The organism is Maribellus sp. CM-23 (assembly GCF_021354595.1).
Classification (GTDB): Bacteria; Bacteroidota; Bacteroidia; order Bacteroidales; family Prolixibacteraceae; genus Draconibacterium.
Window position 1 is genome coordinate 1 of the sequence record NZ_JADWYJ010000005.1, and the last position, 25,847, is coordinate 25,847.

23 protein-coding genes are annotated in these 25,847 nt (G+C 46.2%); 6 read left to right on the forward strand and 17 right to left on the reverse strand.

Features of this window, described 5'->3' with window-relative positions; translation table 11 throughout:
* Positions 1–368: 368 nt before the first annotated feature.
* Positions 369–863, reverse strand: coding sequence for a Spy/CpxP family protein refolding chaperone (locus INQ51_RS16415; RefSeq protein WP_233379036.1), 495 nt, complete (start codon positions 861–863; stop codon positions 369–371).
* Between the two features lie 282 nt (positions 864–1,145).
* On the opposite strand from INQ51_RS16415, the gene INQ51_RS16420 reads away from it, so the two are divergent.
* The 3 genes from INQ51_RS16420 to INQ51_RS16430 all read left to right on the forward strand — a co-directional run bounded on the left by INQ51_RS16420 (position 1,146) and on the right by INQ51_RS16430 (position 4,394).
* Positions 1,146–2,813: a S41 family peptidase gene (locus INQ51_RS16420; protein WP_233379037.1), complete on the forward strand. Its 1,668-nt coding sequence runs from the start codon at positions 1,146–1,148 to the stop codon at positions 2,811–2,813.
* A gap of 181 nt (positions 2,814–2,994) precedes the next feature.
* A complete protein-coding gene (locus INQ51_RS16425; RefSeq protein ID WP_233379038.1) occupies positions 2,995–3,933 on the forward strand; it encodes a mechanosensitive ion channel family protein in 939 nt (312 codons plus the stop codon).
* Between the two features lie 41 nt (positions 3,934–3,974).
* A complete protein-coding gene (locus INQ51_RS16430) occupies positions 3,975–4,394 on the forward strand; it encodes a nucleoside 2-deoxyribosyltransferase (RefSeq protein WP_233379039.1) in 420 nt (139 codons plus the stop codon).
* Positions 4,395–4,409: 15 nt separating this feature from the next.
* Here the strand turns inward: INQ51_RS16430 and INQ51_RS16435 are convergent, their stop codons facing one another.
* Complete coding sequence (locus INQ51_RS16435; protein WP_233379040.1) at positions 4,410–5,576, reverse strand: hypothetical protein; 1,167 nt, start codon at positions 5,574–5,576, stop codon at positions 4,410–4,412.
* A gap of 255 nt (positions 5,577–5,831) precedes the next feature.
* Here INQ51_RS16435 and INQ51_RS16440 point away from each other — a divergent pair, with 255 nt between their 5' ends.
* Positions 5,832–6,749, forward strand: coding sequence for a sugar phosphate isomerase/epimerase family protein (locus tag INQ51_RS16440; RefSeq protein WP_233379041.1), 918 nt, complete (start codon positions 5,832–5,834; stop codon positions 6,747–6,749).
* 149 nt (positions 6,750–6,898) lie between these two features.
* Here the strand turns inward: INQ51_RS16440 and INQ51_RS16445 are convergent, their stop codons facing one another.
* The 15 genes from INQ51_RS16445 to INQ51_RS16515 form a co-directional block, all read right to left on the reverse strand.
* A complete protein-coding gene (locus tag INQ51_RS16445) occupies positions 6,899–7,237 on the reverse strand; it encodes a heavy-metal-associated domain-containing protein (RefSeq protein ID WP_233379042.1) in 339 nt (112 codons plus the stop codon).
* Positions 7,238–7,476: 239 nt separating this feature from the next.
* Positions 7,477–7,851 carry a heavy-metal-associated domain-containing protein gene (locus tag INQ51_RS16450; protein WP_233379043.1) on the reverse strand — a complete coding sequence of 125 codons (375 nt, stop codon included), beginning with the start codon at positions 7,849–7,851 and terminating at the stop codon, positions 7,477–7,479.
* A gap of 52 nt (positions 7,852–7,903) precedes the next feature.
* A complete protein-coding gene (locus tag INQ51_RS16455) occupies positions 7,904–10,351 on the reverse strand; it encodes a copper-transporting P-type ATPase (protein ID WP_233379044.1) in 2,448 nt (815 codons plus the stop codon).
* Between the two features lie 30 nt (positions 10,352–10,381).
* Positions 10,382–10,603 carry an SHOCT domain-containing protein gene (locus INQ51_RS16460; protein ID WP_233379045.1) on the reverse strand — a complete coding sequence of 74 codons (222 nt, stop codon included), beginning with the start codon at positions 10,601–10,603 and terminating at the stop codon, positions 10,382–10,384.
* Positions 10,604–10,624: 21 nt separating this feature from the next.
* Positions 10,625–10,837: a heavy metal-binding domain-containing protein gene (locus INQ51_RS16465; protein ID WP_233379046.1), complete on the reverse strand. Its 213-nt coding sequence runs from the start codon at positions 10,835–10,837 to the stop codon at positions 10,625–10,627.
* Positions 10,838–10,929: 92 nt separating this feature from the next.
* Positions 10,930–11,490 carry a helix-turn-helix domain-containing protein gene (locus tag INQ51_RS16470; RefSeq protein WP_233379047.1) on the reverse strand — a complete coding sequence of 187 codons (561 nt, stop codon included), beginning with the start codon at positions 11,488–11,490 and terminating at the stop codon, positions 10,930–10,932.
* A gap of 17 nt (positions 11,491–11,507) precedes the next feature.
* On the reverse strand, positions 11,508–11,849 hold the full coding sequence (locus INQ51_RS16475; protein ID WP_233379048.1) for a P-II family nitrogen regulator: 342 nt from the start codon (positions 11,847–11,849) through the stop codon (positions 11,508–11,510).
* A 96-nt stretch (positions 11,850–11,945) separates the two neighbouring features.
* Positions 11,946–12,125: a hypothetical protein gene (locus INQ51_RS16480; RefSeq protein WP_233379049.1), complete on the reverse strand. Its 180-nt coding sequence runs from the start codon at positions 12,123–12,125 to the stop codon at positions 11,946–11,948.
* 214 nt (positions 12,126–12,339) lie between these two features.
* Positions 12,340–12,675, reverse strand: a complete 336-nt coding sequence (locus tag INQ51_RS16485) for an LDCC motif putative metal-binding protein (protein ID WP_233379050.1) — start codon at positions 12,673–12,675, stop codon at positions 12,340–12,342.
* A gap of 64 nt (positions 12,676–12,739) precedes the next feature.
* The gene (locus INQ51_RS16490; protein WP_233379051.1) at positions 12,740–14,518 is read right to left on the reverse strand and encodes an efflux RND transporter periplasmic adaptor subunit; all 1,779 of its coding nucleotides are present in this window, start codon (positions 14,516–14,518) and stop codon (positions 12,740–12,742) included.
* A gap of 2 nt (positions 14,519–14,520) precedes the next feature.
* Positions 14,521–15,753 carry a TolC family protein gene (locus INQ51_RS16495; RefSeq protein WP_233379052.1) on the reverse strand — a complete coding sequence of 411 codons (1,233 nt, stop codon included), beginning with the start codon at positions 15,751–15,753 and terminating at the stop codon, positions 14,521–14,523.
* Positions 15,750–19,613 carry an efflux RND transporter permease subunit gene (locus tag INQ51_RS16500; RefSeq protein WP_233379053.1) on the reverse strand — a complete coding sequence of 1,288 codons (3,864 nt, stop codon included), beginning with the start codon at positions 19,611–19,613 and terminating at the stop codon, positions 15,750–15,752. Before INQ51_RS16500 ends, INQ51_RS16495 begins: the two co-directional genes overlap by 4 nt.
* 79 nt (positions 19,614–19,692) lie before the next feature.
* Entirely contained in the window at positions 19,693–20,067 is a 375-nt protein-coding gene (locus INQ51_RS16505; protein ID WP_233379054.1) for an HYC_CC_PP family protein, read from the reverse strand.
* Between the two features lie 176 nt (positions 20,068–20,243).
* On the reverse strand, positions 20,244–20,813 hold the full coding sequence (locus INQ51_RS16510) for a helix-turn-helix domain-containing protein (RefSeq protein WP_233379055.1): 570 nt from the start codon (positions 20,811–20,813) through the stop codon (positions 20,244–20,246).
* A gap of 159 nt (positions 20,814–20,972) precedes the next feature.
* Positions 20,973–22,976: an FAD-dependent oxidoreductase gene (locus INQ51_RS16515; RefSeq protein WP_233379056.1), complete on the reverse strand. Its 2,004-nt coding sequence runs from the start codon at positions 22,974–22,976 to the stop codon at positions 20,973–20,975.
* Between the two features lie 390 nt (positions 22,977–23,366).
* On the opposite strand from INQ51_RS16515, the gene INQ51_RS16520 reads away from it, so the two are divergent.
* Positions 23,367–24,608 (forward strand): TolC family protein, encoded by a 1,242-nt coding sequence (locus INQ51_RS16520; RefSeq protein WP_233379057.1) that lies wholly within the window; start codon positions 23,367–23,369, stop codon positions 24,606–24,608.
* Between the two features lie 33 nt (positions 24,609–24,641).
* On the forward strand, positions 24,642–25,841 hold the full coding sequence (locus INQ51_RS16525; protein WP_233379058.1) for an efflux RND transporter periplasmic adaptor subunit: 1,200 nt from the start codon (positions 24,642–24,644) through the stop codon (positions 25,839–25,841).
* The last annotated feature ends 6 nt before the right edge of the window (positions 25,842–25,847 follow it).

The window sequence follows — 25,847 nt, forward strand, 5'->3', positions numbered from 1 at the left end:
CTTCTTTGCTTATTTGCCCGGTTAAAACTTCAGCAACTACCCGTCGCTTGAAGCTTTCATCATAAACTATAAATCCTGACATAAATTTACTTTTTGTGTAAACCTATTTTAGGACAAGACAGATTTACCCTCACTCCTGTCTCTCCCTTCCAGGAAGGGAAAGATGATTAGCTTCCAAAATGATGAAGGCTTGCGAAGTATTGATTTAAGCTACGGCCAATCGTCCCTGCCTACCGCTGGAGGCTTTCTTGTTTGCAGGGAAGGATAAGAGGATGGGGCGAAATAATAATTGAAGTGATAGACTGGCTTTCAACAAAAAAGGCTGACCTGACAAGTCAACCTTTCCTGTTTGTATTTCCCGGATGTTTTTACCCTGCATGTTGGCGGGGAGCTTTCCGGTCTCCGAAGCCATTGTCGCGTTTATCCGTCATTCGGCCTTTCATGGCATCAAACTTTAGCAACTGCTCTTCGGTAAGCAGCGAGCGGATTTGCTGGTGTTGTTTGGCCATAATTTTCTGAATCTCGGCTTTTACCCCCGTCATTTTGTCGATGTTGCTGTAAATGGCATTCAGATCAGCTTTGTCGGCAGTGGTTAATGTTTGCTGACGGGCTTCCAGTTCGCCCAGTTCATTGCGAAGCGGTTTCACCTGTTTGGCTGTTTCCAAACGAATGGCTTTCACCTGTTCCTGTTGTTCTTCGGTAAAGAAATGGTTCATGCGTTCGGCCATGCGTTCGTGGCGCGGCATCAATGCTTCGCGCTGTGTACGTTCACCTCTTTTGCCTTCCGGCTTTTGTTGTGCAATTGCCATTGACGATACGGCCAGTACCGTGATCAGTGTCAATGTTAAGAATCTGATTTTCATAGCTTTTATTTTAAATGATTGAATTCAACCCTTTGGACATGTATTTACTTTTCCGGTTTAATTCCGGCGATAAAATTTTTGGAGGATTTATTTCGATGAGTTGACTAATCTGCTGACTGACAGTGTTTGTTGTAGGAGTGAAAGCGGGATCGCACCGCAAGGTTTTAATATAAATTAACGTAATGGAAATCGGATTTGGTTAACTTATTTGAGGTAAGAATTGTTACTTTTGACGTTCAATGTTGAGTTGTAACTCAAATTATTTCAGAAAGGAAGGAAAAAATGAAGAAGAAAATTTGGATAGGAGTGTTGCTGGTCGTGGTAATGGGTGCCATGGTTTTGGGCTTCACCCGCGACGAGAAAAATTTTGAAATTGCCAAGAACCTGGATATCTACCATACCCTTTTCAGGGAACTGAACATGTTTTACGTGGATGATATCGATCCGAATAAACTGGTAAAAACCAGTATCGACGATATGTTGATGTCGCTGGATCCGTATACCAATTACATTTCGGAAGACCAGATCGAAGATTTTCGTTTTATGACCACCGGGGAGTATGCCGGAATTGGCGCTTTGATTGGACAGCAGAACGGTAAAATTGTTATCTCGGAGCCGTACGAAGGTTTTCCGGCGCAAAAATCGGGACTGAAAGCCGGTGACATTATTCTCGAAGTTTCGGGAAAAGAGACCAAGGAAATGAATACCGAAGACGTAAGTAATTTATTGAAAGGCCCGGCCAATCAGCCAGTGACAATAAAACTTCAGCGCCCGGGCGATAAAAAGCCTTTTACGGTTGACGTGGTTCGTGAAAAAATATCGATTAACGCAGTGCCCTATTATGGCATGCTGGATAATCGTACCGGCTACATTCGCCTTACTCAGTTTACTGCCGATTGCAGCAAAGATGTTCAGAAAGCTTTTGTTGAGCTGAAAAAGAACAATCCCGATGCTTTGGTACTCGATCTTCGCGGAAACCCCGGAGGTTTGTTGATGGAAGCGGTGAATATTGTTAACTTTTTTGTACCCAAGGGCGAGGAAATTGTTAGCACACGCGGAAAAGTAAAACAATGGGACAAAACCTACACGGCTACTTCCGCACCGCTCGATACAACCATTAAAATTGCAGTGCTGGTTAACCGCGGCTCGGCTTCCGCTTCGGAAATTGTAGCCGGCGCCATCCAGGACCTCGACCGTGGTATTGTGGTAGGTACCCGCACTTTTGGAAAAGGTCTGGTGCAAACCACCCGCGATCTGAGCTACAACACCAAACTGAAAGTTACCACAGCAAAGTATTACATTCCGAGCGGACGGTGTATTCAGGCGCTCGATTATTCGCACCGTAACGACGATGGAAGTGTGGGCTACATCCCGGATTCGCTGATTACCGAGTTCAGCACCAAGCACGGCCGCAAGGTTTTTGACGGCGGAGGAGTGGTGCCCGATCTGAAAATTGAAGGCGACCAGTTAAGTACACTGGCCATTGAACTGGTTACCCGTTTCAAGGTGTTTGATTTTGCCACCAAATATTCGAACGAGAATGCGACGATTCCTCAACCGGAAGAGTTTGTGATCAACGACGATATTTACAATCAGTTTGTGGACTATGTGGAAAACAGCGATTTTAAATACGACTCTGAATCGCAGGAAGAATTTAAAACGCTGCTGGAAACGGCCAAAAGGGAAAAATACTACGGCTTGGCAGAGGCGGAGTTTGAAGCGCTGAAAGCGAAACTGGAACCCAACCTGGATAAAGACCTGAAAGAGTTCAGGAAAGAAATAAGCGAGTTGCTCGAAGACGAGATTGTTTCGCGCTACTACTACCAGAAAGGGGCCATTCGTGCAGCCGTTAACGACGACGACGGTATCAAAAAAGCCGTGGATGCCCTTCATTCTGAAACCGCTTACGCAGGCTACTTTGCCCCGGGAACGATCATTACCAGGAACTAATTTTTTGAATAAGATAAGAGAAGGAGGTCGGGAGGCCTCCTTTTTTGCTTGCAACCATTTCGAAGTTTAGCTGTTAGGAAATAAGCGGCCAATTCAACTGATTCCCCTGAATTTATTAATTTACGGAAGAATAACAGGATGTTTATTTCTGTTGCTGAAGACAAATCAAAATCATCGTGCCATGCAAAAACTGAAAAAATTTATCGTTCCCTTTTTGTTGTTTACCTCGGCGGTATTTGTAAAGTACTTTCTTGAAAAATATGAATTGGTGGCCGATCAATGGTTTCGTTTCTTTGGTAAAACCGGTTCCATTTTAATGATCGTCAGCGTTGCCTGGCTGATAATCGTTTTTCTTAGAGCCGGCAAGCGCGCGTTTCTGGAAAAGTACGATACCTCGAAAACAGATAACCTGCGGTCGCGGAAATTTCATACGCAGTTCAATATCATGGAGAGCATCATTATCGCGCTGGTGGTCATCATTGCCATTGGGAGTATTCTGATGTTGTTTGATGAGGTGAAACGTTTGGGAATAAGTCTTTTTGCTTCGGCGGGTGTGGCCGGTATTATTATTGGTTTTGCCGCTCAAAAGCTGATTGGTGCTGTGCTGGCCGGTCTTCAGATTGCGATTACACAACCCATCCGGCTCGACGATGTGGTGGTGATAGAAGGAGAATGGGGAAGGATTGAAGAGATCACCCTGACCTATGTGGTGGTGCACATTTGGGACCAGCGGCGGCTGATTGTCCCTTCCACCTATTTTTTTGAAAAACCTTTTCAGAACTGGACACGTACCTCGGCCGAAATTTTGGGAACGGTTTTTATTTATACTGACTACCGGGTATCGTTTGAGGCGCTTCGGAACGAATTGACCCGTCTGCTGGAATCAACCCCGCTGTGGAATAAAAAAGTAAATGTGCTGCAGGTAACCGATGCCAAAACAAACGGAGTGGAAGTTCGCGCACTGATGAGTGCAAAAGACTCGTCAACAGCCTGGGATTTGAGGGTGTTCATCCGCGAGAAACTGATTGAATTTCTTCAGAAAAATTACCCTGAAAGCCTGCCGCGAACCCGGATCCAGCTAGAAAACAATACCACGGAAAAACCACAAAGCAAAAATTAAAATCTCCGTACCAGTTACTCAATACTAAAATTAATTTTGAAATGAAAATCTATTTTGCCGGATCGATCCGGGGAGGCCGCGAAGATGCTGCCTTGTACTTGCAGATTATTGAACACCTGAAAAATTACGGGGAAGTACTGACCGAACATGTGGGAGATCCAGCGCTAACCAGCGCCGGAGATGATGGCCCTACCGACCGGTATATTCATGACCGGGACGTGGAGTGGCTGTTGCAATCGGATGTGCTGGTGGCTGAAGTGACGGCCGTTTCGATGGGCGTTGGTTACGAAATCGGGCGCGCCGTGGCAGTGGGCAAAAAAGTGTTGTGTCTTTTTCGTCCGGATGCCGGAAAAAATTTGTCGGCGATGATTGCCGGTTGTTCCGGAATTAAGCTGGTGGAATACACTTTGCTTTCCGAGGCCCAATCAGCCATTGATCAATTTTGGGAAGAAAGCGCCTGAGTAAGACCAACTTTGTTACATGGCTGAAAACTTGGCGATCCATCCGTCGCTTCTCGGGGTGAGGTTTTCGTTCATCCCGGGCCCGATTACGACAAATCCGCCGTCTTTGGTATTGAGCACTTTGCAGGCCCTGGCGTATTTCATGTCGAGTAAAAGTTCGTTCAGCACCTGGCCGTCTCCATCTATTTCCATCAGCCAGGGGCCAATGGTTCCCGTAAATGATGTGACTTTGGTGCCTGCAACAATAAAATGGCCGTCAGGGCGAATGGCAATGGCATTTCCTCCTTCCGAACCTTCGGCGTCGAAATTCTTTGACCATTTTACTTTGCCGTTGCAGTCCACTTTTTTCAGGAGGAGATCGAAGTCAAAAATCGGGTACTCGTCGTTGATGTCGTTCAAACAATTGCCGCCCCAGCCAACCAGCATAAAGCAACTGTCCGGGGAGCAGCAAACACATTCGGTCCATTCTTTGCTTTTGGGGGCTTCCATGCGGCTTGTCCAGGTGGCATTTCCTTCGCTGTCGGTCCGGATCACGATCATATCGCAATCGTTTTTTGATTTTCCGGCCACTTGCCCGCCCAGAACAAACCCCCCGTCAGGCAGCTGTTTAACAGTCGAGAAACAACCGTTTGATGTTTCATTAAACGTTCTTTCCCACTTTATTTCGCCGCTTGCATTTAATTTGGCCAGCCAAAGTTGTGCGTGGTCGGCGTCAGTGCCTTTAGCGCCTGCCACTACCCATTCATCTTCGTTGATCACCGCCAGATCGGTACCTTTGTAGTACATGCCGTTCAAGGTAGTTCGTGTTATTTCATTTCCACTCTTGTCGGTTTTCAGAATTAGAACCTGCGATTGGTTGTTCTGATTTTTTTGGGCGAGAATGATTAGTTTGTCTTCTCCGGCGCTCACTATTTTTCCGGGAGTTTCACTTTCATCCGATTCATAGATTCGGCTCCAGATGAGATCGCCTGCTTCGCTGTAAAACAGGAGACTCAGTTTTGAGGCATTACCGCCAATCGCCCCCAGCACCGCAAAACCACCTAAGGGGATTTCAGTTACATCTGCAAAATAGTCTTGTTTTGGGTTACCGGATACTTTTTCCCATTCGGCATTCCAGGTTTGCGCTGTTGTGCAAAATGCAGTTAAAACAAGCGCCAGTAGTAGAGAGAATAATGGTTTCATCAGTCAAGCTATTGGTTTTAATTGTATTGATTTTGTGCTTATACGGTTTTGGAAAAAACAAGTTATGTTCAGTGAGCGATAAAAATGAATAAAGGGCTGCCTGCCGGTGTTTAACCACTATAAATATTTAAGGGTGATGATGGTCTAGCAGGAGGTTTATTGAATGAGCGGAAATGAAGAAAAGGAACTTTTTGTATCTTCGGCACTTACGATTTCAGTAAACCTTATAATTTGTAAAATACCAACTTAAAACCTATGAAGAAAAGAGATTTTTTAAAAAGTCTGGGATTGCTGACTGCCGGCGGAGTAGTTAGCGGAGTCGTTAATCCGGCCTCTGCAGCGTCGCTGATAAGCAGCCCGGCACCTAAAAAACAAATCGGATTACAGATTTATTCGCTGGGTAAGGAACTGACCGAAGACGTTCCGAACGGGCTGAAGAAAATAGCCAAAATTGGCTACAGTAGCATTGAACTGGCCGGTTACAGAAACCGTCAGATGGGTGATTATTCGCTGGCTGAATACCGGAAACTTGCCGAAGACGCCGGGTTGAAAATTAACAGTTCGCATGTTAATCCGCCTGTTCGGAAATATTCCAGGGAAAACGTAGGCGAAATTGCCGATTTCTGGAAACAAACCGTTGAAGACCATGTGACGCTGGGTGTGAAAACACTGGTACAACCCGGAATGCCGACGGTTGAATCGCACGACGATGCAGCGCTTGTTTGCGAAGTATTTAACAGAGCCGGCGAAATTGCAAAAGCAGCCGGAATTAAATGGGGATACCACAACCACAGTGGTGAGTTTGAGCGCATTTCAAAAGCGGGCGATAACCCAAAACAAGGCGATGTTATTTACGATTTGATGCTCGACGGAACCGATCCGTCGCTGGTTTTCTTTGAAATGGATGTTTACTGGACGGTAATGGGGCGAAACGATCCTTTGGAATATTTTGCCAAGTATCCGAGCAGATTCCCAGTCCTTCATATTAAAGATCGGAAAGTTTTGGGGCAATCGGGGATGATGAATTTTGAGAACATTTTTACCAAGGCCTACGAAAACGGTCTGGAAGCCTTTTATGTGGAACTGGAAGGCTTGCGTCAGGGCGACAAAACGCAGTTTGACGGGGTAAAAGAATGTTTCGACTACCTCAACAATTCCAGGTTTGTGAAATAGGAGGTGATTCACTTTGCAAGTATAAAGGAACGGATGCAGCTTTTGTATCCGTTTCTTTTTGCCTGATATTTTCGCAATAACTACCCGCAAAAAAGGGTACATCGAATTAAGTCGATGCACCCTTGCAATGATCTCTAAGCCTTTAGACTCTATTTCTCTCTGTCGTACCGGCAGCACTCAGGCAATTGGCCATAAGCTTCGTCGGTAGCTTTAAAATTGGGCGTATCATTTCCGGCTTTTGCGATGGCCTTTTCGATGTTTTCAAGTGTGGTTTTTTCATCGTCGAAGGCAACCGTCAGTTCTTTTGTTTCTACATTCCAGTCGGCAGAAAGAACTCCTTCTACTGCCTTTGTAGTGGTTTCGATGTGGGTTTTACATTCTTCGCAATCACCTCCTTTTACTTTTACCTTTTCTGTTTTCTCCGCAGCAAAAACAGTACATACACTCAACATAAACAAAAGGGCTAAACTCAAAACTTTTGCTCTCATAGCTTTAAAATTTTTAATTAATAATTGATACTTACTGGCTTCTTCTCACTCTGCATTGTAGATAGATTGCCATGCTTCTTAAAGAGGCAAAGGAGGTGCCATTAAACGGCATGTTTTTTTGGAGGTTGAATAGCAGGAAGTTGGGGCTTGGGAAGAAAAAACAAAGGTTATCATTTTGATACGTTAGTTCAAAATGATAACCTTTTGGCGTAAAATTGGCAATGTGCCGGGACCTTTTTTTAATGCTTGTGGTCTTCTTTTCCGGCTTTGTCCTTTTTCTCGCTTTTTCGTTCGTACTGGCAGCATCCGTGAAGATTCTCGTAAACATCGTCCGGTGCCTTGTAGTGCGGAGTATCGTGGCCAACTTTCGCTATAGCTTTTTCAATGCTGTCGGTGTTGGTCTTTTTATCGTCAAAAGTAACCTCCAGTATTTTGGTTTCTTTGTTCCAATCGGCTTTTGACACTCCTTCAACCGCACTGGCCGCTTTTTCGATGCGTTTTTCACACATTCCGCAATTCCCGTACACTTTGATTTTTTCTGTTTTGTTTCCGGCAAAAACGGCACCCGCACCCATCATAAGCAGGGTTACTAAACTTAAAACTTTTGTTTTCATCTTTTGAAATTTTAATGGTTAATACTCAATTGTTTAAAATGTATTTTACTATTTATCTTTTTCGCAATCGCAAGGCATTTGAAATCACGGAAACAGAGCTAAAGCTCATGGCTGCTGCCGCTATCATGGGGCTGAGTAAAAGCCCAAAAAACGGAAATAAAATTCCGGCGGCGATTGGCACTCCCAAAGCATTGTAAACGAAGGCAAAAAACAGGTTTTGTTTAATGTTTCGCATTACTTTATGACTAAGTTCACGCGCCCTCAGAATACCGTTTAAATCGCCTTTAACAAGTGTAATTTCGGCGCTTTGCATGGCAATGTCGGTACCTGTGCCCATGGCAATACCAATGTTGGCCTGTGTAAGTGCCGGCGCATCGTTTATTCCGTCGCCCGCCATGGCCACTATGTGTCCCAGTTCCTGAAACTCTCTTACTTTTTTGTATTTGTCTTCGGGCAGGCAATCGGCTTCAAAACCGTCGAGGTGCAACTCTTCGGCAACGGCTTTTGCAGTGTACTGGTTGTCGCCGGTAAGCATGTACACTTTAACTCCCGCTTTTTGTAACGAATGAATGGCTTTGCCTGATGATTTTTTGATGGAGTCGGCCACGCTAATCAATCCTTCAACTTTGTTTTCCACTAACAGGTACATTACCGTTTGCCCGGTCGATTGCCAGTTCTCTGCCACTTTTTTTACCGCTTCGTCCGGAAATGCACCAAAGTCATCAAGCAGGCGATGGTTTCCCAGCCCAACCTTTTGCTTTTTGAAAATCGCCTGTACTCCTTTCCCGGTAAGTGACTCAAAATTTTCCAGTTTTTCGGGTTGAATGTTCTTTTCTTTGGCGCCTTTTACAATGGCGTCAGCGATGGGGTGTTCGCTGTTGGCGTCAATGGAGGCTGCCAGCCGAAGTACCTCTTCATCGCTCATCTTTCCAAGCGACCGGTAATTTCGTAATGAAGGTTTCCCTTCGGTGATGGTTCCGGTTTTATCGACGATCAGTATGTTTACTTTGTTCATTTCTTCGATGGCACGCGCATCTTTTACCAGCACCCCGGATTGAGCCATCCTTCCGGAGCCCACCATGATCGACATGGGCGTGGCGAGTCCCAATGCACAGGGGCAGGCAACAATCAGCACTGCAATGGCATTTACAAAGGCATACACATAGGCCGGTTCCGGTCCCCAAATGGACCACACGGCGAAGGTGACAATTGCCACACCCGTTACAATCTGAACAAAATATTTGGCTACCACATCGGCCAGTTTCTGAATGGGTGCTCTCGAGCGGCCGGCTTCGTTCACCATTTCCACAATTTGCGACAACAAGGTGTCGGCACCCACTTTTTCCGCTTTCATTTCAAAGGCGGTTTTCCCGTTAATGGTTCCGCCGGTCACTTTACTTCCCTCAGATTTGTCGGCCGGAATGGGTTCTCCGGTAATCATGCTTTCGTCGATTACGGCGTTTCCTTCGGTTATCGTTCCGTCAACCGGCACTTTTTCGCCCGGTTTCACTTTCAGCGTATCGCCTACCATTACTTCTTCCAAAGGGATTTCGAGCTCTTCTCCATTGCGGATTACACGGGCAACGGGAGGTACCAGCCCAAGCAGTGCTTTTATGGCCGAGTTGGTTTTGTTGTGGGCCCGCAATTCAAGAACCTGTCCGAGCAATACCAGCGTTAAAATAACGGCGGCGGCTTCAAAATACACATGTACATTTCCGTCGGCATCTTTAAACTGAGCCGGGAAAATTCCCGGAATTAGCATGGCCAGTACGCTGAAGATGTAAGCCGCTCCCACACCAATGGAAATAAGGGTCCACATATTTGGATTGCGCAGCCGGATAGAGCTCCAGCCACGTTTAAAAAAGTCCCACCCAGCGTAAAAAACAACCGGAGTGGCCAGGATAAATTCTATCCAGTTCCAGACTTTTGCGGATGCGAGTTCATGTAAACGCAAAAAAGGAAGCATTGCTGACATGGCGATTATAAAAACGGGCAGACTAAGGCCCACGGCCAGCCAGAATTTGCGGGCCATTTTTTTATAGGCTTTTTCCTCATCGCTTATCATTTCTACTTTCAGGGGAACCAGGTCCATTCCGCATTTGGGGCAGTTTCCCGGATGGTCCTGTTTAACCTCTGGGTGCATGGGGCAGGTATAAATTGTTTGTTCCCGGCTACTAGCTTGCCGGCTTTCAATTTTTTTCAGATCCATGCCACACACCGGGCAGCTTCCGGGTTCATGGTACATTTTATCACCTTCGCAATGCATGGGGCAGTAATACTGTCCTTTGCCTTTTGCCGGTGTTGTTTTTTCATGCTGATGTGTATCGTGGTGATGAGCATGACCGTGCGAACAACAACCCGGATGCTGCCCTTGTTTTTCCATTCCTTCCTTTTCTTGCGGAACAAGGTGCATGTTGCACACCGGGCAATCGCCTGGCTGGTTATAGGTTTTGTCTCCCTCGCAGTGCATGGGGCAAACATATTTTTCAACTGTATTCATAGTAGATCGCTTTCGTTTGTTTCCGAAGAATTAAGAGATAAGGTGCATTTTTTCATCAAACTCTTCTTTATTTATCTCACCCCGGGCATGACGTTCTTTCAAAATGTCGAGTGCCGATTTGTTTTCTGCTGGAGGGGTGTTTTGTCCGGCATTTATCCCCTTGGTAACAGCCCAGATTAAAACAATCAGAACTGCAATTCCAAGGATCCAGCCGAATCCCATTCCCCAACCCATTCCATTCATTGCGTACATAACAAGCCTCCTTTCAAACTTTTAATTAATTGTTTCCACGGGTGCCAGGTGCATGTTGCAAACCGGGCAAACTCCGGGTTCTTTGTACTTTTTTTCTCCTTCGCATTTCATGGGGCATTGGTAAAAAGTTCCACTTTGGGTGTTACCGTGTTGCCCTTGTTGATGTGCCCTTGCAGAATGTGCTACATTCATTTTTCTGTTTCTGGTTGCGAATATTTCCTTTACATTTTTCATAATCGCTTGCTTTTAAATCGTACAGTAAAGGTAGAGGCTGCTGTGTGAGAAAACGTTACACTTTTTTTAGATTGATTTACATGATTTTGAACCTATACATCGTTGAGCGATGTGCGTTTTTGCTCGCCCAGTTTTTTAAAGTAAGAAGGCGTAAAGCCCGTCACTTTTTTGAACTGCCCCGATAGATGCGCCACACTGCTGTAGCCCATTTCCCAGGCGATTTCGCTCAGCGTTTTTTCGTCGTATACCAGCAGCTCTTTTACCCGCTCAATTTTCAGATGAATAAGGTGCTTTTCGATGGTGGTGCCTTCTACCGACGAAAACAATGAACTGAGGTACGGATAGTCGAGGTTGAGTTGGGCAACCAGGTAATCCGAGAAATTCAATTTATTTTCTTCGTTGCGCTGATACACGTATTCGATGGAAATAGCCTTTATCTTTTCAATCAAGCGGCTTTTGGCATCGTTAATGATCTCGAAACCCACTGTTTTTAATCGGGTATCAATCTTTTCCAGAACTTCCGGTTGAAGGTCATTTTTTAGTGTCACGGTCCCCAGTTGCACGTTCTCAGTCGGAATGCCGGCGTCTTTAAAAATCTGCGAAACCACCATAATACAGCGGTTGCAAACCATATTCTTGATGTTGACCTTCATGAAATATTCGTTTTTCATTAAATAGCCAGGATGCCGTTTTCATCGGTGCGGACTTTGAATACCTCGTCGACCGGAGAAACGATGATCATGCCATCGCCTCGGTAGCCGGTTCTTCCGTTGTGACGAATAAGCTGAACCACGGGATCAACATGTTCGTCGGCCACCAGTATCTCCAGTTTTATTACCCGGTAAGCATCGGTAAACGGGTATTGGTCGCTGATGTGTTCTTTCTCGTGGTCTGAGTAGCGGCCTGTGCCTTCACATCTTACAAGCGTCATGCTGTAGTATCCTTCCTTTTTCAACGCGTTGTAAACCTCTTCCGTTTTCCGGTGTCGTATGTAAGCTTTTATTAGTTTCATTGTTTATATGATTTATGTATCCCTATGTTGAATACAGAAGGCCAAAGTTTCTGCCCTGCAACCAACTACCTGTTTTGACCTTCGTTCTATTTTTATTTAGCTTTCTTTTTCCGGACAGTTGGTGATGTCCTGAATTCCGCAACCGGCACAAGATCCGTCTTGGTTGAGGTTGCCGTCATCAAAGGAGCAGGCATGCCCGGTAAAAGAAGCGTCTTTGTTAAACAGCAATTTCACTCCCAGCGCCAGAGTCATAATGGCTACCAGGATAATTGTCACGATCAAAATTTTTAAATACATGGTTTACTCCTTCCTTTTTTTGTCTCAGAGTTCCCGGAGTTAAAATGCCGGGGAACTTTTCTCATCTCTTTTTTTCTTGTTGTAACTTACAAAGTCCTTGATGCTCAGTTGTTACATTATTTTTGAAAAGGTTTCTGTAATTTTTGTATCAGAAGCTCATTGTGCGTTCAATTACTCTCAACCGCTTCCTTTTTCATTCAACATGTTTCTTTCGATTCAAATCGCAACAATCCAATTTATGGCCGCCAAAATTTTTTTTGTTTTGCGCTGCCATATTGTTTAGCCATCCCCTGAATCCTTTTATTTTCTTTTCGAAAAGGGATGTTTTAATTCCGGCAATATTCAATTCACTGATTATTTCTTCTTGGCTAATCCTGTATGGATTGAAGTAAACAGTGATTGTTTGCTTATCAAACAGCACGGTCTGAATGCCTTCTTCTTTTTTAAGAGAAGCTAAACAGGCGTTGATCAAGTCATGGTCCGGGAGTTCGTCAACCCTTAGTTTGATGTTTTGAATGTAATCTTCCATGACGTTTCCTTTTATTTGTTTAAATCACCCGGAAGAGGCCAAGGCCCCTCCGATTTTTTAGTACTTACTGAAGCGTGTCTTTGTTCTCCCCGCAACTCAGCATCATGTCTCCGAAATACGGATTTCGGATTTCTTTCGTTTCGCTAATCCAGTAAGCGCCTTTGTCATCCAGCGCCATTGGACAATACTGGTAATAAACAGTGTCGTGGTCTAGTCCGAACATTTTCAGGCTGACGTAAAAGGCATTGTTGAAGTCTGAAAGCGCCAGTCGTTGCTTGTCGATATCGCTTTCCGAACGGATGTTTTTTACAGAGCCGCTCAGCGTTTTAAGCTGGTCCATCCAGGCCATGTGTGCATCGCCTTTCAGTAGTTTCATGTCAACCGATTTCAGGGCCTCTTCCACTTTTTGAGCCTCTGTACTTACTTTTCCTGCATCGGATTCAACAAATGCATTGTTCATTTTCAGGTAAGCATGTAGCACTGCGGAAAGCTGGTTGGTAAACTTCGGATCGGATTCAACCCGTTTAATTTCTGTGTGTTGATCTTCGTTCATGTTCATTCCCCCGTGGTTGTGCCCGCCTGACGACGCGCCACCTTCAGGATTCATCATGCTGTGTTTTCCGGCAAGTTGGGCTGCCGCGTCGATACTGAAGGTGCCGTTAACAGCTATTTCTTCGCCTTGCTGCAGTCCGTTTTCAACTACATAACTTTCCCCCAGAGCAGGGCCCAGTTCTACCTCGCGCATGGTGAAATACACGCCTTGATCCGTTTCCGATTTCACATATACCAACGAACGCTTGCCGGTCCACATCAACGCTGTTTTCGGAACAACCATTACATCGGTTTTTGGTAATTGGGCTTCCACTTTTCCGGATACAAACATTTCGGGTTTCAGTTTTAACCCGGGGTTGGATTTTGCAACCCGTGCTTTTGCCACGCGGGTTTTAGGATTGATGACCGGGTCGAGAAAATCGATGGTGCCTTCGAAACTTTCGCCCGGAAGCGATTCAACCGTAAAAGTTACTTTGTCGCCTTTTTTTATCCATGGCATGTCCGATTCGTACACATCAAAAAGTATCCAAGCTTTTGAAAGGTCTGCAATTTCATAAATGGCTTGACCCTTTTGGATGTAATCGCCGGTATTTACTTTTTTCTGTGTTACATAGCCCGAAACATCGGCCCTTACATCAAAGGTTTCCCGGGTTTTGCCCGAAGCCAGGACCTGTTCAATCTGTTGCTCGCTTAACTTCCAGTTGCTGAGCTTTTCTTTGGCTGCTTGAAAAAGCTGGGGTTGCGATGCTTTTATTTTCTGTGCTTCGAGCAGCTCTTCCTGTGCGGTAACGAGCTCAGGCGAGTACACCGAGGCAATCACTTGTCCTTTTTTTACATAGTCGCCGGTAAAATTCACCATCAGTTCTTCTATCCTGCCCGGAATGTGTGACGATTGCGAAAACACCAGGCGTTCATCTGCCTGAACCTTGCCATCGAGCCGAATCAGTTTGACAGGGTCGGCTGAACCAACCACGGCAGTTTGAACCCTGGCCAGTTGCATGGCCGTTGGCGACATGCTAATTGCTGCCGGGTCAATTTCTCCGTTTTGTTCTTCTTCCAGCGGAATCAAATCCATGCCGCACAAAGGGCAGTCGCCGGGTTCGTTTTGCCTGATCTGCGGGTGCATGGAGCAAGTCCAGGTGGTTTCTCCGGCAACCTCTTCGTGGCCGTGTTCGTGCCGGTGTTCGTCGGTAGTTGTGGCTTCTGAGCCTCCAAATATTAACCAGCCCAGCAGCAAGCCGGTTGCCAGCGTGGCCAGAATGGTGACGATTGTTTTTTTATTTGTGTTCATCGTTAATATGTTTTTGCCGTGATGTAATTTAGTTTTGCCACTGCAGTCTGGTGTTGGGTTTCCGCCATGGCTTTCTTTTTCTCGTATTGCAGCAGTTGTTGTTGCATGCGCAGCACTTCCTCAAAATCTTTCCCGGAATTTCCGTAGGCACTGAACAAAAGATTCAGTGTTTGATCGGTTTGGCTGATTTGCTTGTCGTACAATTCAAGTAGTTCCTGTTGCTGCTGAATTTGGAACCAGATCATTTCGTAAGCAGAAGTGAGTGAAAGCATGGTTTCCTCTTTCTGAAGCGAATAATTTTCCTGCATCAACTGTGCTTCTTTTTGGGCTGCCTTGTACTTTTTCCTGAAAATCGGAATGCTTACAGAAACCATTGGCATCAATACGTTTTTGCCATTGTCAGCCATGTCCATATCGGTTCTTTTGCCAAGAATGGCATAATCGAGCCCAACACCCAATTTGGGCAGTCCATCCAGCCGGGCGGCTGTTTCAGAAGCTTCGCTGGCCTGCATTTTTGCATCCAAAGCCTTGAGCATCGGATTTTCAGTCAGCAACGAGTCCTTTCTGAAATTTACGGGAACAGTCTCAATTGGCAGTGAATCAGTAAGTGTCACAGCTTTGCCTTGTTCCCGGTTAAGCAGTTTGTTAAAAGCTGCCATCAATGGTTTTTCTTTCATCTCGAGGATGGAAAGGCTGGTTTGGGCATCTTTCAGCATAATGTCCACCCGCAACACATCGGTCATTGGCGAAAGGCCGTTTTTGAACTTGGTATTGGCAATGGTTTTATACGACTCAAGGATGCCGATGTTTTCCTGCTCAATTTCTTTTAAGCGGTTCAACTCATACAAGGGGTAGTAAGCTGCAGCCACTTCGTAGAACAATTGATTGCGGGCATCCAGAAATGACTGGTATTTTGCGTCGGCCATCAGCGAAGCCGCATCGGCTTTTGCTTCGAGCGTACCAAACCACGGAAACATCTGGCTGAGCGAGAACTTGGCCCGTTGCGGCCCCACGCGTGTTTCCACCGGCGATACAAAATAGCCAAACGAAAAGGTGGGATCGGGCAACGAACTTACCTGCGGAACTTTTTGCAGGGCCGCTTCAAAGTCCTTGTATTTGGCTTGTAGTCCGGGGTTATTGGCAGCAGCCATTTCAAGGTAGCTGTTCAGTGTCTGTGCCTGCACAGCACTAAAGGCTGAAACAAACAGGATTATTAATGTGATTATCTTCTTCATGACTGACTCTTTTTAAGTTTTCGCTCTTCGCGATAGCTGTACAGCACCGGTACAATGAAATAAGTGATGGCGGCAAAAATCATCCCTCCGAAGGCCGGGATAGCCATCGGAATCATAATGTCGGCACCGCGGCCGGTGGAAGTTAAAATCGGCAGTAAGGCAATAATTGTAGTGGCGGAAGTCATTACTGCGGGTTTAATCCTTCGTTGCCCGGCCTCCACTACCGCAGCCCTGATTCCTTTCCAGGTGTCGGGGCGGTTTCGGGCAAAACTCTGGTCGAGGTAAGTTCCCATCAATACGCCGTCGTCGGTGGCAATTCCAAACAAGGCGATGAATCCCACCCAGACGGCCACACTCAGGTTGATGGTGTGCATCTGGAACAATTCGCGCATATTGGTTCCAAGGATCGAAAAATTAACAAACCACTCTTGTCCATAGAGCCAAAGCATCATAAAACCACCGCTGAACGCCATGGCAATTCCGGTGAATATCATCAGCGAAGTAGTGACCGATTTGAATTGGAAATAAAGAATCAGGAAAACAATGGCCAGCACCAGTGGAACAATAATCGACAGCCGTTTTTCGGCGCGTACCTGGTTTTCGTAGCTTCCTGAAAACTTGTAGCTCACACCGGCCGGAACGGTGAGTTCCCCGGAATCAATTTTTGACTGGATCACATTTTGGGCATCATTGACCACGGTAACTTCCGAAAAACCTTCGCTTTTATCAAAAAGAACATAGCCCACAAGAAAGGTCTCTTCGCTTTTGATGGCTTGCGGCCCGCGCTGGTATTCGAAGTTTACCAGCTGGCTCAACGGAATTTGTGCACCGGTTGGCGTTTGCATCAGAATTTTTCCGAGCGCTTCCGGGTCGTCGCGTAACTCACGCGGATAGCGCACCCTTACAGGAAAACGTTCGCGTCCTTCCACTGTCGATGTGATTTTCATGCCACCAACTGCGGTTTCTATCGTTTGCTGCACATCTTCCACATTCAATCCGTAGCGCGAGATTTTATCCCGGTCAATATTGAACAGAAGATAGGGTTTACCCACAATCCGGTCGGCAAAAACTGCCTGTGCTTTCACCGAAGGAACGGTTTTGAGGATCTCTTCCAGCTTTATCCCGAAGTCTTCGATGGTCTGCAAATCGGGCCCGTACACTTTAATTCCCATGGGGGCGCGCATCCCGGTTTGCAACATCACCAAACGTGTTTCAATGGGCTGTAGTTTAGGAGCCGAAGTAACGCCCGGAATTTTGGAAACACGTACAATCTCGTCCCAAATATCGTCGGGTGACTGGATGTTTTCACGCCAGTTGCGGAAATAATTTCCGTGTTCGTCGGGAATTAGATCCTCTTGCGCAATACCCTGTTCCAGGGCTTCCTGGTTCGAAAGTTTGTTCCCGGAAGTCGTGATGAAATGCCCTTCATGGTCGGTTTTGAAGCGTACCCGGTGGCCGCGTTCATTGAGCATGTACTCCGGTTTGTAGTTGATCACATTTTCATACATGGAAATGGGAGCCGGGTCAAGTGCCGATTCCACGCGGCCGAGCTTCCCGACCGTGAGATCAACTTCCGGGATATTGGAAATGAGCATGTCGAGCTGGCCCAAAACTTCGCGGTTATAAGCAATGCCCGAATGTGGCATTGAAGTGGGCATCAGCAGGAAACTTCCTTCATCCAATGACGGCATAAACTCCTTGCCTATTCCCGGAAATTCATGCGTTAATGTGGACCAGACACTGGTTGTGCGGATGTTCCATCCAAGCTTGTCAAAACCACGGGCGGCAAATCCAAAAATATTGCTGAAGCCCATCCAGACGGTTACTCCCATAATAATCAGGAAGGTTGGGATGGAAAGAAATGCAACTTTGTGATCCAGACACCAGGTCAGTATTTTTTTGTAGAAATATTCAAGTAATGAAAAAGCCCCCAGTATAATGGTCAGCAATATGGCTACAAACACGACATTCATCACCAGGCTTTTTGTCGGGCCGAGGGGCAGCCAGTACCTTGCCAGAAGCCAGGTTACCCCGATCAATACAATAACTATTTCAATGTACTCCAGCAGCCAGTTCCCGATCTTTTGAATGCGATACGGCAGGCTCTTGTTTTCCGGCTCCTGCTTTTTGTCGCTTGTTTGTTCCCGTTTGAATTGTTTAGCGGTTCCGGCTATTCCAAACGCCAGTATCATCATTCCTCCCCAAATCTGTCCCGTTGTCAGCAGGATGATGCCAAGCGGGATAAGGATGATGTTTACCCATTTCCGGATGATTTTGCTGTTGATGCGGGCTCCAAAAAACCAGTGTGCCAGCGCCGGCATAATAAACAGCGAAACAATCAGTGCAGCAATCAGTGCAAAGGTTTTGGTAAAGGCCAGCGGTATAAATAGTTTTCCTTCGGCGGCCTGCATGGTAAATACCGGGATAAAACTGACAATGGTAGTTGAAACGGCTGTCAGGATAGCGGAACTTACTTCTGTGGAACCGTTGTAGACCGTAGTGATGAGTTTTTGTCCGGGGGGTGCTTCTTTGGTGTGTTTGATTATGTTCTCCGAAAGAATCACCCCGAGATCGACCATGGTTCCGATGGCGATGGCGATGCCAGAAAGTGCTACAATGTTGGCATCCACGTTGAAATAGCGCATGGCAATAAACACCATTAAAACGGCGATTGGCAGCAAGCTCGAAATAAGCAGCGATGCCCTCAGGTTGTACACCATGATAATCACCACCAGGATGACGATCAGGACTTCGAGAGAGAGCGCTTCTTCAAGTGTTCCCAGGGTTTCGTAGATCAAACCCGAGCGGTCATAAAAGGGTACAATGGTAAGCTGGCTTTCCACTCCGTCGGGTAATACTTTTGAAGGCAACCCCGGTGCAATGTCTGCCATTTTTGCTTTTACATTGTTGATAACTTCCAAAGGATTGGCGCCGTAGCGGGCCACCACTACGCCACCTACCACTTCAGCGCCGTCTTTGTCGAGCGCCCCGCGCCGGTTGGCCGGGCCAAGAGTTACTACTCCAATGTCTTTTATGCGAACCGGAACATTGTCCTGAACAGCCACCACGGCTTTTTCAAGGTCGTTCACATTTTTGATGTAACCCAACCCGCGAACCAGGTATTCTGCCTGGTTGATCTCGATGGTTTTGGCTCCCACATCGCGGTTTGATTTCTGAACCGCCTGCATTACCTTACTCAGTGGAATGTTGTATGCTTTCAGGGCGTCGGGATTTACATCTACCTGGTATTCCTGTACAAAGCCGCCGATGGAAGCAACTTCAGAAACACCTTCGGCAGCGTTGAGCGCATATTTTACAAAGAAGTCCTGTACGGTACGTATTTCGTGCAAGTCCCATCCTCCGGTGGGATTACCTGCTTTGTCGCGACCTTCGATGGTGTACCAGTAAACCTGTCCAAGTGCAGTTGCATCGGGGCCAAGCGCGGGCTGAACGCCTTCCGGCAATAATCCGGACGGCAATGAATTCAGTTTTTCCAGTATCCGCGACCGCGACCAGTAGAATTCGATATCATCATCAAAAATGATGTAAATACTGGAGAAGCCGAAAATAGACGAGCTTCGGATCGACTTTACGCCCGGAATGCCAAGCAAATAGGTTGTTAGCGGATAGGAGACCTGGTCTTCAATGTCCTGTGGCGAGCGCCCCGCCCATTGTGTAAATACAATCTGTTGGTTTTCCCCAATATCGGGGATGGCATCGACCGGTACCGGGTCGTTGGGTAAAATTTTAGTGTCCCAGCCAAAAGGCGAGGTGATAATCCCCCAGCTAACAAAGAGAATTAACACCAGCATGGTGACCAGTTTGTTTTCAAGAAAAAAACGAATGATTTTATTGAGCATATCCTTTTATCTATGAGATTAATACAATAAAGAATCAGGACTTTGTCGAGACAAAGCCCAGCTGTTTATCATAATAATTTCATAAAAGATATACTTGTTGTTCAGCAAGTTTTTCCATCACCGTGAGCGGTGGCGGAGTTTGGCCGATAAAGGTATGTTCTTCTTCTGTTTCGTAAGGTAACAGAACTCCCGCTTGCCAGATCAACTGGGCGAAAAGATCAATTTCTGCTGTAACCGGTACCGAGAAAATGGCCGGTGCAGAGAAATCGTCTTTTACCTGGAAGAACCGGGCTTCATCGTTGCAGCAACCGGAGTCGCCGCAGCAGGAGTCTGCCTGGTGAAATACCGAAACGGAAACCATATGACCGCCACAGTAGTGCTTCGACACCATCAAGCCCATTGTGGTAAGCAGGAGTAGTGTCGCAAAAACAATATGTACGATCTTTTTCAGCATTCTTTTTCTAAAACAGTTGTGCCCTTTAAATGTTTATTTTTTGCCTTTGAGCGATGAGGTGATTGCTTTTTTTGGTTTCGTGCTCATCAATCTTAGCAAAGATAAGGTGAGCGAATGGACCTGTTTTTATACAATTTTGGAAAATATTTACAGGATTATGAGAGAAGGGGAGGAGTTTATCGGATGCTATCAAGCGAACGGCGGTCTTTATTTTTGAGTTTTTTATAATCGCCGGGAGTTATTCCTGTCTCCTTTTTAAATTGCGCGGAAAGATGCGCTGAGCTGCTGTAGCCTGCTTTAAAGGCGATTTCGCTGGTGGTAAGTTCACCGTATGAGAGTAGTTCTTTTACGCGTTCAATTTTCTGCAGAATGGCAAATTTCTCGATGGTGACCTCTTCGGAAGCTGAAAACAAATGGCTGAGCGATGAATAATCGGCACCAATTTCCCGAACAAGGTATTCCGATAGATTCAGGTTTTGTACCGGGTGTTCTTCGGAATAATGAACCCACTGAATAATGGCGGCTTTTATTTGCTCAAGGGTCTGGCTTTTTTTGTCCTGAAGCAGTTCAAAGCCTTTTGCTGTTAAGGCTTCCGAAAGCTGCAACGTTTGAATTTCCGAAGGCGTCGGGTCGATTTCCACTTCACCGAGTTTGATCGACAGAACTTTGAATCCTTGTTCTTCCAATACGCTCCTGACTGTTTCAATACAGCGGGGACAAACCATGTTTTTAATGTGCAGAATCATTTCTTAAATCGCTAACAAACATCTAAAGTAACAATTCAAATATGAATTTGATGAAAATATTTCTGCCAGGTGATTGGCTGAATGCCTGGGATAAAATAAAAAGAGCCGGTTCGTCATTTACAAACCGGCTCTTGTGTGAATATGTATAAGCTAATTGGATCAATACCGTGACATCATGGCTGAGATGCCACCACCGTTGGTGACGTTTGAAAATCCGCGGCTCATCAGCACCTGTTGAGCATAAGCAGAGCGGGCTCCTGTGGCGCAGTAAACGATGATTTCACGGTCCATGTTTTCACCCAGTTCGCCTTTTCCGGCCATGATATCGTCCAGCGGAATGTTGACAGCATCGGGAAAGGCACCGCTTCGGAATTCTCCCGGCGTACGAACATCGATCACCAGTTTTTTTAGTTCTGATGCACTTACATTTTTGTTGGTTTCGGTTTCTTCCATCACCTGCTCTGCAATGCTTTTTGGGGCAATGGGCAGCGGAAGCATGTTGATATTACGGAAACCGGCTGCTGCTGCATGACGTTGCAAAGAGGTGTGTCCACCCGAGATATTCATGACTTCTGGGCAGCCTGCACCAATAAGTGTGCGTACTGCCTGATGGCCTTTTTTACCGGTTTCATCGTAAACCAGAATGGCGATATCTTTTGGAATTCGGTCGAGATTGGGTTGCAGCATTTCGAGCGGCAAATGATGAGCGCCGTTCATGTTGCTTTTTTGATGGGCAAACACATCGCGGATGTCAAGCACGATCAGCCGTTCTTTTGTTTCGAGGTAATCATCAAGTTCGGAAGCCAGTATGCTTGGCCCGTAACCCGACATTTTGTTTTCGGCAGCATAAGCCGCCATATTCATGGCATCGTTGGCAGTGCCGATTGGCGGAGAATAGGCAAAATCAACGTCTGCAAGATCGCCCACTGTAAGTTTGCCTGCACAGGCTGTTGCAATCACGTCCAGGCGTTTGTCGGCGCCTTTGTAGCCAGCGGTTTGTCCGCCCAGTACAACACCGGTATTTTTATCGAAAACAAGCATTACACTCACGGTTTCTGCTCCCGGATAGTAAGATGTATGGTGTTCTTTGTGGACCACCACTGCATCGGCATCAATGCCAGCCGCGCGGGCTTGCTGAAGCGAAAGTCCGGTGCTGCCTGCAACCGCATCAAAAACACGAACCACGGAAGTGCCGATCGAGCCTTTGTAGCTGTGTTTGCCACCCAGGGCGTTTTCGGCAGCAATTCTTCCCTGACGGTTAGCAGGCCCTGCCAGCGGGTTGCGTACTTTTTTGCCGTTCACGCGGTGTTCAATTTCCACCATATCGCCTGCAGCAAAAATATCGGGGGCAGAAGTCTGCAATTGGTCGTTTACCAGCAAACCTCCTGCTTCGCCAATTGCAAGTCCGGTGTCTTCTGCCAGTTGCAAAGTTGGACGAACACCCACAGAAAGCAGTACAATGTCGGCTTCCAGCGTTTTACCGTTGTCCAGTTCGACAGAGTTGCTGTTTATTTTTATGACCGCCGTTTCAGTATGAATACCAACGCCAAAGGCAAGCAGTTCGCGGGTCAGAAATCCGGCGGTTTCGGCTTCCATCAATGGCATTACATGCTGCATTTTTTCCACCACATGAACTTTTAGCCCTCTTTTTACCAACGCTTCCACCATTTCGAGGCCGATAAAACCGCCACCCACAACTACCGCTGTTTTGGGGTTGTGGTTTTTCAGGTGATTGTCAATCTTGTCCATGTCTTCCAGTGTCCAAAGACTAAAGACATGGTCGGCACCGGCTCCCGGTACATCGGGTTGAATCGGGCGTCCTCCCTGGGCCAGAATCAGTTTGGTATATTCAAAAGTTCTTTTCTGTCCGGTTTGGCTGTTGGACGTGTGAACCTGTTTGCTATCCTTGTCAATGCTTTCAACCAGTGTGTTAATGTGCACATCTACCTGGTATTGTTCGTTAAAACTTTCAGGGCTTTGCAGAATCAGCTTCGAGCGGCTGTCGATGTCGCCTGCAATGTAGTAGGGTAGGCCACAATTGGCGAACGAAACATCAGGACCTGCTTCCAGCATGGTTATTTGTGTATCCGGTGATAAGCGGCGGGCTTTGGCTGCGGCAGTTGCTCCTGCGGCAACCCCTCCAATAATCAATAGCTTTTCCATATTCCTGTTTTATGACTGTCTGTAAAAATAAAATATCGATACATCTATATATTTCGATGCGAAAGTAGATAAGTTTTCAGAAGTACGGAGCGATTCTTTTTAAATGTTAACTTATTGTTTATGCATTGAAGGATAAAGAAACAGGGAGTGATTCGCGGATGAATTTCAATTCAAAGTTTTACTAAAAAATACTTTTTACTCTTAAAAAGTTGTTTTTAGCGCAAGTATTTGCATTTGGCCGTGTCAAAGACTGAGAACGAACAACGATTTGTTTTGGTTTTTGCCGTTAAATCGTTGAAATATTACACATTATGATGGTGCATTTGAGGAAGCAAATCGTTACAAATTACATTTACTATACATAACTTTACAGAAAACAAAATTCTAACCATGCAGATCCGGGATTTATTCATGATCCTGTTCGCCTTTTTATTTTTTCAGAGCTCCGGACAGGAAAGTTTGATTACGATAGAACAAGCCGTAGAGTCGGCCTACAACCGTAACACCGAATTGCAGCAAATGCGTGCGCAATTGCGGCAAAAAGAGAACCAGTGGCGAACAGAAACAGGCGTTTCTGCTCCCGAAATCAGTTATTTTAAGGAAGGGATCAGCTCGGGACCGGGAGATGCCTTTGATGAACAGCGAATTACCATTTCGCAGGAATTTGATTTTCCGCTCACCACGTCGTACAGGTTAAAAGGTCTGTCGCAGGAAGTGGAGGCGGTTGCCTTGCTGGTAAAAGCCCGGGAAAACGAGATCAAAGCGGAAGTAAAAAGCAAGTACGTGGAGGTTTTGTATGCCCAGTATCTTCAGCGGTCGCGGCAAAACCAGGTAAAACTGGCCGAGGAACTTTACAAGGCCGTGTACACCCGGTTTGAGATGGGAATGGGCAATGGCATCGATCTGGCGAATGCCGAACTGCGGCTCGAACAGGCAAAAAACGATCTTGACCAAACAGAGTGGGTGTTGCACCAGGCACGCTATGGTTTGTTTTATGCCATGGGTTTGCCGGTGGAAGACCAGAAATACAGCATTCAGTTTTCGGATACCCTGCGTGCCACCGATATTGAAGTTTCCCAGATACTGACACTTTCGGTTCAGGAAAGCCAACCTGCCTTTCTGGCGTCGCAGCACGAACTGGAAGCTTCCGACTTTTATATTAAGGAAGCCAAAAGCAACATTCTGCCCGATATTCGCCTGAATCTTTATACACAGGATTACGGTACGGGTTATGATTTTAAAGGATTTGAAGTGGGTTTGAAAATTCCGATCTGGTATCCGTTTGATCAGAAAGGAAAGATAAATATGGCACAGGCCAAGCAGGACGAGATTCGGTGGAAACAGCAGGAAATAAGGCTCAACACCAAAAAGCAGATTGAATACGCCTGGCATAATTATTCGGTAAGTCAGTCGATTATAAAAAGATACAACAGCACCATGAAAGAGAAAGCCGAGCATTTGCGCAGCCTTTCTTTGAAAGCGTACCAACTGGGAGAAGTGGATCTGCTTAATCTTCTGAATGCCCAGCAAACCTACCTGATGAGTGAAGAAAGGTACTTGCTTGCCTTGCGTGATTATTACCTTCAGCTTGTAACACTCGAAAAATACCTTGACCGGGAATTAGTGTATTAATGAATCATCCAACCGAAAGTATAAGCATATAACATGAAGAATATTTTATCCTTAGCAGTTCTAGTGGGATTGGCCGCGATATTGTTTTCCTGTGGATCGGAAAAACAACCGGGGCAGTCAGAAACAAAGGAACAAACCGAACTTCCGCCTTCTTTGCAACCCGAAGGTGCATCAACCGGAAAGTTGATTCAGTTAAGTGAAAAGGAGCAAAACGAGTTAAGCATCCAGGTGCAGAAAGTAGCCAATAATTTTATTGATTATACGGTAACTGCGCCCGGAGTGGTGTTTCCGGCACCGAATCACGGTAGCATCATCAGCACGCCCATCAACGGGCGAATCAGCAAGATGAACAAGTTTGAAGGAGCTTGGGTGAAAAAGGGCGAAGTGTTGTTTGAGATTCAAAGCCTTGAGTTCGGAACGCTGGTGTCGGAGTATTTGCAAGCCTTTGCCGAAGAGCGTTACCAAACCAGCCGTTTGAAAAGAATCAAACAGTTGGTGGAAGAAACCATTTCTTCAGCCAGTGAGCTGGAGCGGGCGATGGCCGAATACGATCATGCATCGGCCAGCTCGCGGGCTGCCTACTCCCGTTTACGGGCCGTAGGGGTTTCTGTGGACGAAATTAAATCTTTCACCGACGGAGAAAACATCGATCCGGTGCTGAAAATTCATTCACCCATCGATGGAATTATCGAGAAGAACTTTGTGGAACTGGGACAGTCGGTAAATGCGCTGGAAAACCTTTCGCGTGTGCTGGATACGCGGGATGTGCTGATCCGCGCTTATCTTTCTCCCGATGATGCCAGGCTGATCAATACCGGCGATTCGGTAGTTGTTTCCAAACGCGAAAAGGAAGAAACCATTCTGTCGGCGACGGTTTCTTCGGTCAATCCGGGGCTGGATGAAGATACCCGGTCGGTGATTGCCAACATCCTGGTTCCGGCAGTCGATGGCTGGCCCAAGCCGGGGGAAAATGTACGGCTTTCGATTGCTACTTCTTCAAAAAAAGAAATCATAGCACTTCCGGTGCAGTCGCTTACATACGACGGAAACAACCCGGTGGTTTTTGTGAAAAAGGGAAACGGTATTTACGAAAAGCGCTTTATTGGTGTTTCCGAAATTCGCGACCAGTATGTTTTTGTGGATAGCGGGCTTAGTAACGGTGAAGAAGTGGCCGTTTCGAATGTGTTTAGCCTCAAGGCGCTTTCCCGCTTCGATATTATTGCAGAAGAATAATCAAGA

What these genes read in the sequence shown, in the direction of transcription:
- INQ51_RS16415 (WP_233379036.1), bottom strand. Translation starts at nt 863, where the DNA reads ATGAAAATCAGATTCTTAACATTGACACTGATCACGGTACTGGCCGTA.
- INQ51_RS16420 (WP_233379037.1), top strand. Translation starts at nt 1,146, where the DNA reads ATGAAGAAGAAAATTTGGATAGGAGTGTTGCTGGTCGTGGTAATGGGT.
- INQ51_RS16425 (WP_233379038.1), top strand. Translation starts at nt 2,995, where the DNA reads ATGCAAAAACTGAAAAAATTTATCGTTCCCTTTTTGTTGTTTACCTCG.
- INQ51_RS16430 (WP_233379039.1), top strand. Translation starts at nt 3,975, where the DNA reads ATGAAAATCTATTTTGCCGGATCGATCCGGGGAGGCCGCGAAGATGCT.
- INQ51_RS16435 (WP_233379040.1), bottom strand. Translation starts at nt 5,576, where the DNA reads ATGAAACCATTATTCTCTCTACTACTGGCGCTTGTTTTAACTGCATTT.
- INQ51_RS16440 (WP_233379041.1), top strand. Translation starts at nt 5,832, where the DNA reads ATGAAGAAAAGAGATTTTTTAAAAAGTCTGGGATTGCTGACTGCCGGC.
- INQ51_RS16445 (WP_233379042.1), bottom strand. Translation starts at nt 7,237, where the DNA reads ATGAGAGCAAAAGTTTTGAGTTTAGCCCTTTTGTTTATGTTGAGTGTA.
- INQ51_RS16450 (WP_233379043.1), bottom strand. Translation starts at nt 7,851, where the DNA reads ATGAAAACAAAAGTTTTAAGTTTAGTAACCCTGCTTATGATGGGTGCG.
- INQ51_RS16455 (WP_233379044.1), bottom strand. Translation starts at nt 10,351, where the DNA reads ATGAATACAGTTGAAAAATATGTTTGCCCCATGCACTGCGAGGGAGAC.
- INQ51_RS16460 (WP_233379045.1), bottom strand. Translation starts at nt 10,603, where the DNA reads ATGTACGCAATGAATGGAATGGGTTGGGGAATGGGATTCGGCTGGATC.
- INQ51_RS16465 (WP_233379046.1), bottom strand. Translation starts at nt 10,837, where the DNA reads ATGAAAAATGTAAAGGAAATATTCGCAACCAGAAACAGAAAAATGAAT.
- INQ51_RS16470 (WP_233379047.1), bottom strand. Translation starts at nt 11,490, where the DNA reads ATGAAGGTCAACATCAAGAATATGGTTTGCAACCGCTGTATTATGGTG.
- INQ51_RS16475 (WP_233379048.1), bottom strand. Translation starts at nt 11,849, where the DNA reads ATGAAACTAATAAAAGCTTACATACGACACCGGAAAACGGAAGAGGTT.
- INQ51_RS16485 (WP_233379050.1), bottom strand. Translation starts at nt 12,675, where the DNA reads ATGGAAGATTACATTCAAAACATCAAACTAAGGGTTGACGAACTCCCG.
- INQ51_RS16490 (WP_233379051.1), bottom strand. Translation starts at nt 14,518, where the DNA reads ATGAACACAAATAAAAAAACAATCGTCACCATTCTGGCCACGCTGGCA.
- INQ51_RS16495 (WP_233379052.1), bottom strand. Translation starts at nt 15,753, where the DNA reads ATGAAGAAGATAATCACATTAATAATCCTGTTTGTTTCAGCCTTTAGT.
- INQ51_RS16500 (WP_233379053.1), bottom strand. Translation starts at nt 19,613, where the DNA reads ATGCTCAATAAAATCATTCGTTTTTTTCTTGAAAACAAACTGGTCACC.
- INQ51_RS16505 (WP_233379054.1), bottom strand. Translation starts at nt 20,067, where the DNA reads ATGCTGAAAAAGATCGTACATATTGTTTTTGCGACACTACTCCTGCTT.
- INQ51_RS16510 (WP_233379055.1), bottom strand. Translation starts at nt 20,813, where the DNA reads ATGATTCTGCACATTAAAAACATGGTTTGTCCCCGCTGTATTGAAACA.
- INQ51_RS16515 (WP_233379056.1), bottom strand. Translation starts at nt 22,976, where the DNA reads ATGGAAAAGCTATTGATTATTGGAGGGGTTGCCGCAGGAGCAACTGCC.
- INQ51_RS16520 (WP_233379057.1), top strand. Translation starts at nt 23,367, where the DNA reads ATGCAGATCCGGGATTTATTCATGATCCTGTTCGCCTTTTTATTTTTT.
- INQ51_RS16525 (WP_233379058.1), top strand. Translation starts at nt 24,642, where the DNA reads ATGAAGAATATTTTATCCTTAGCAGTTCTAGTGGGATTGGCCGCGATA.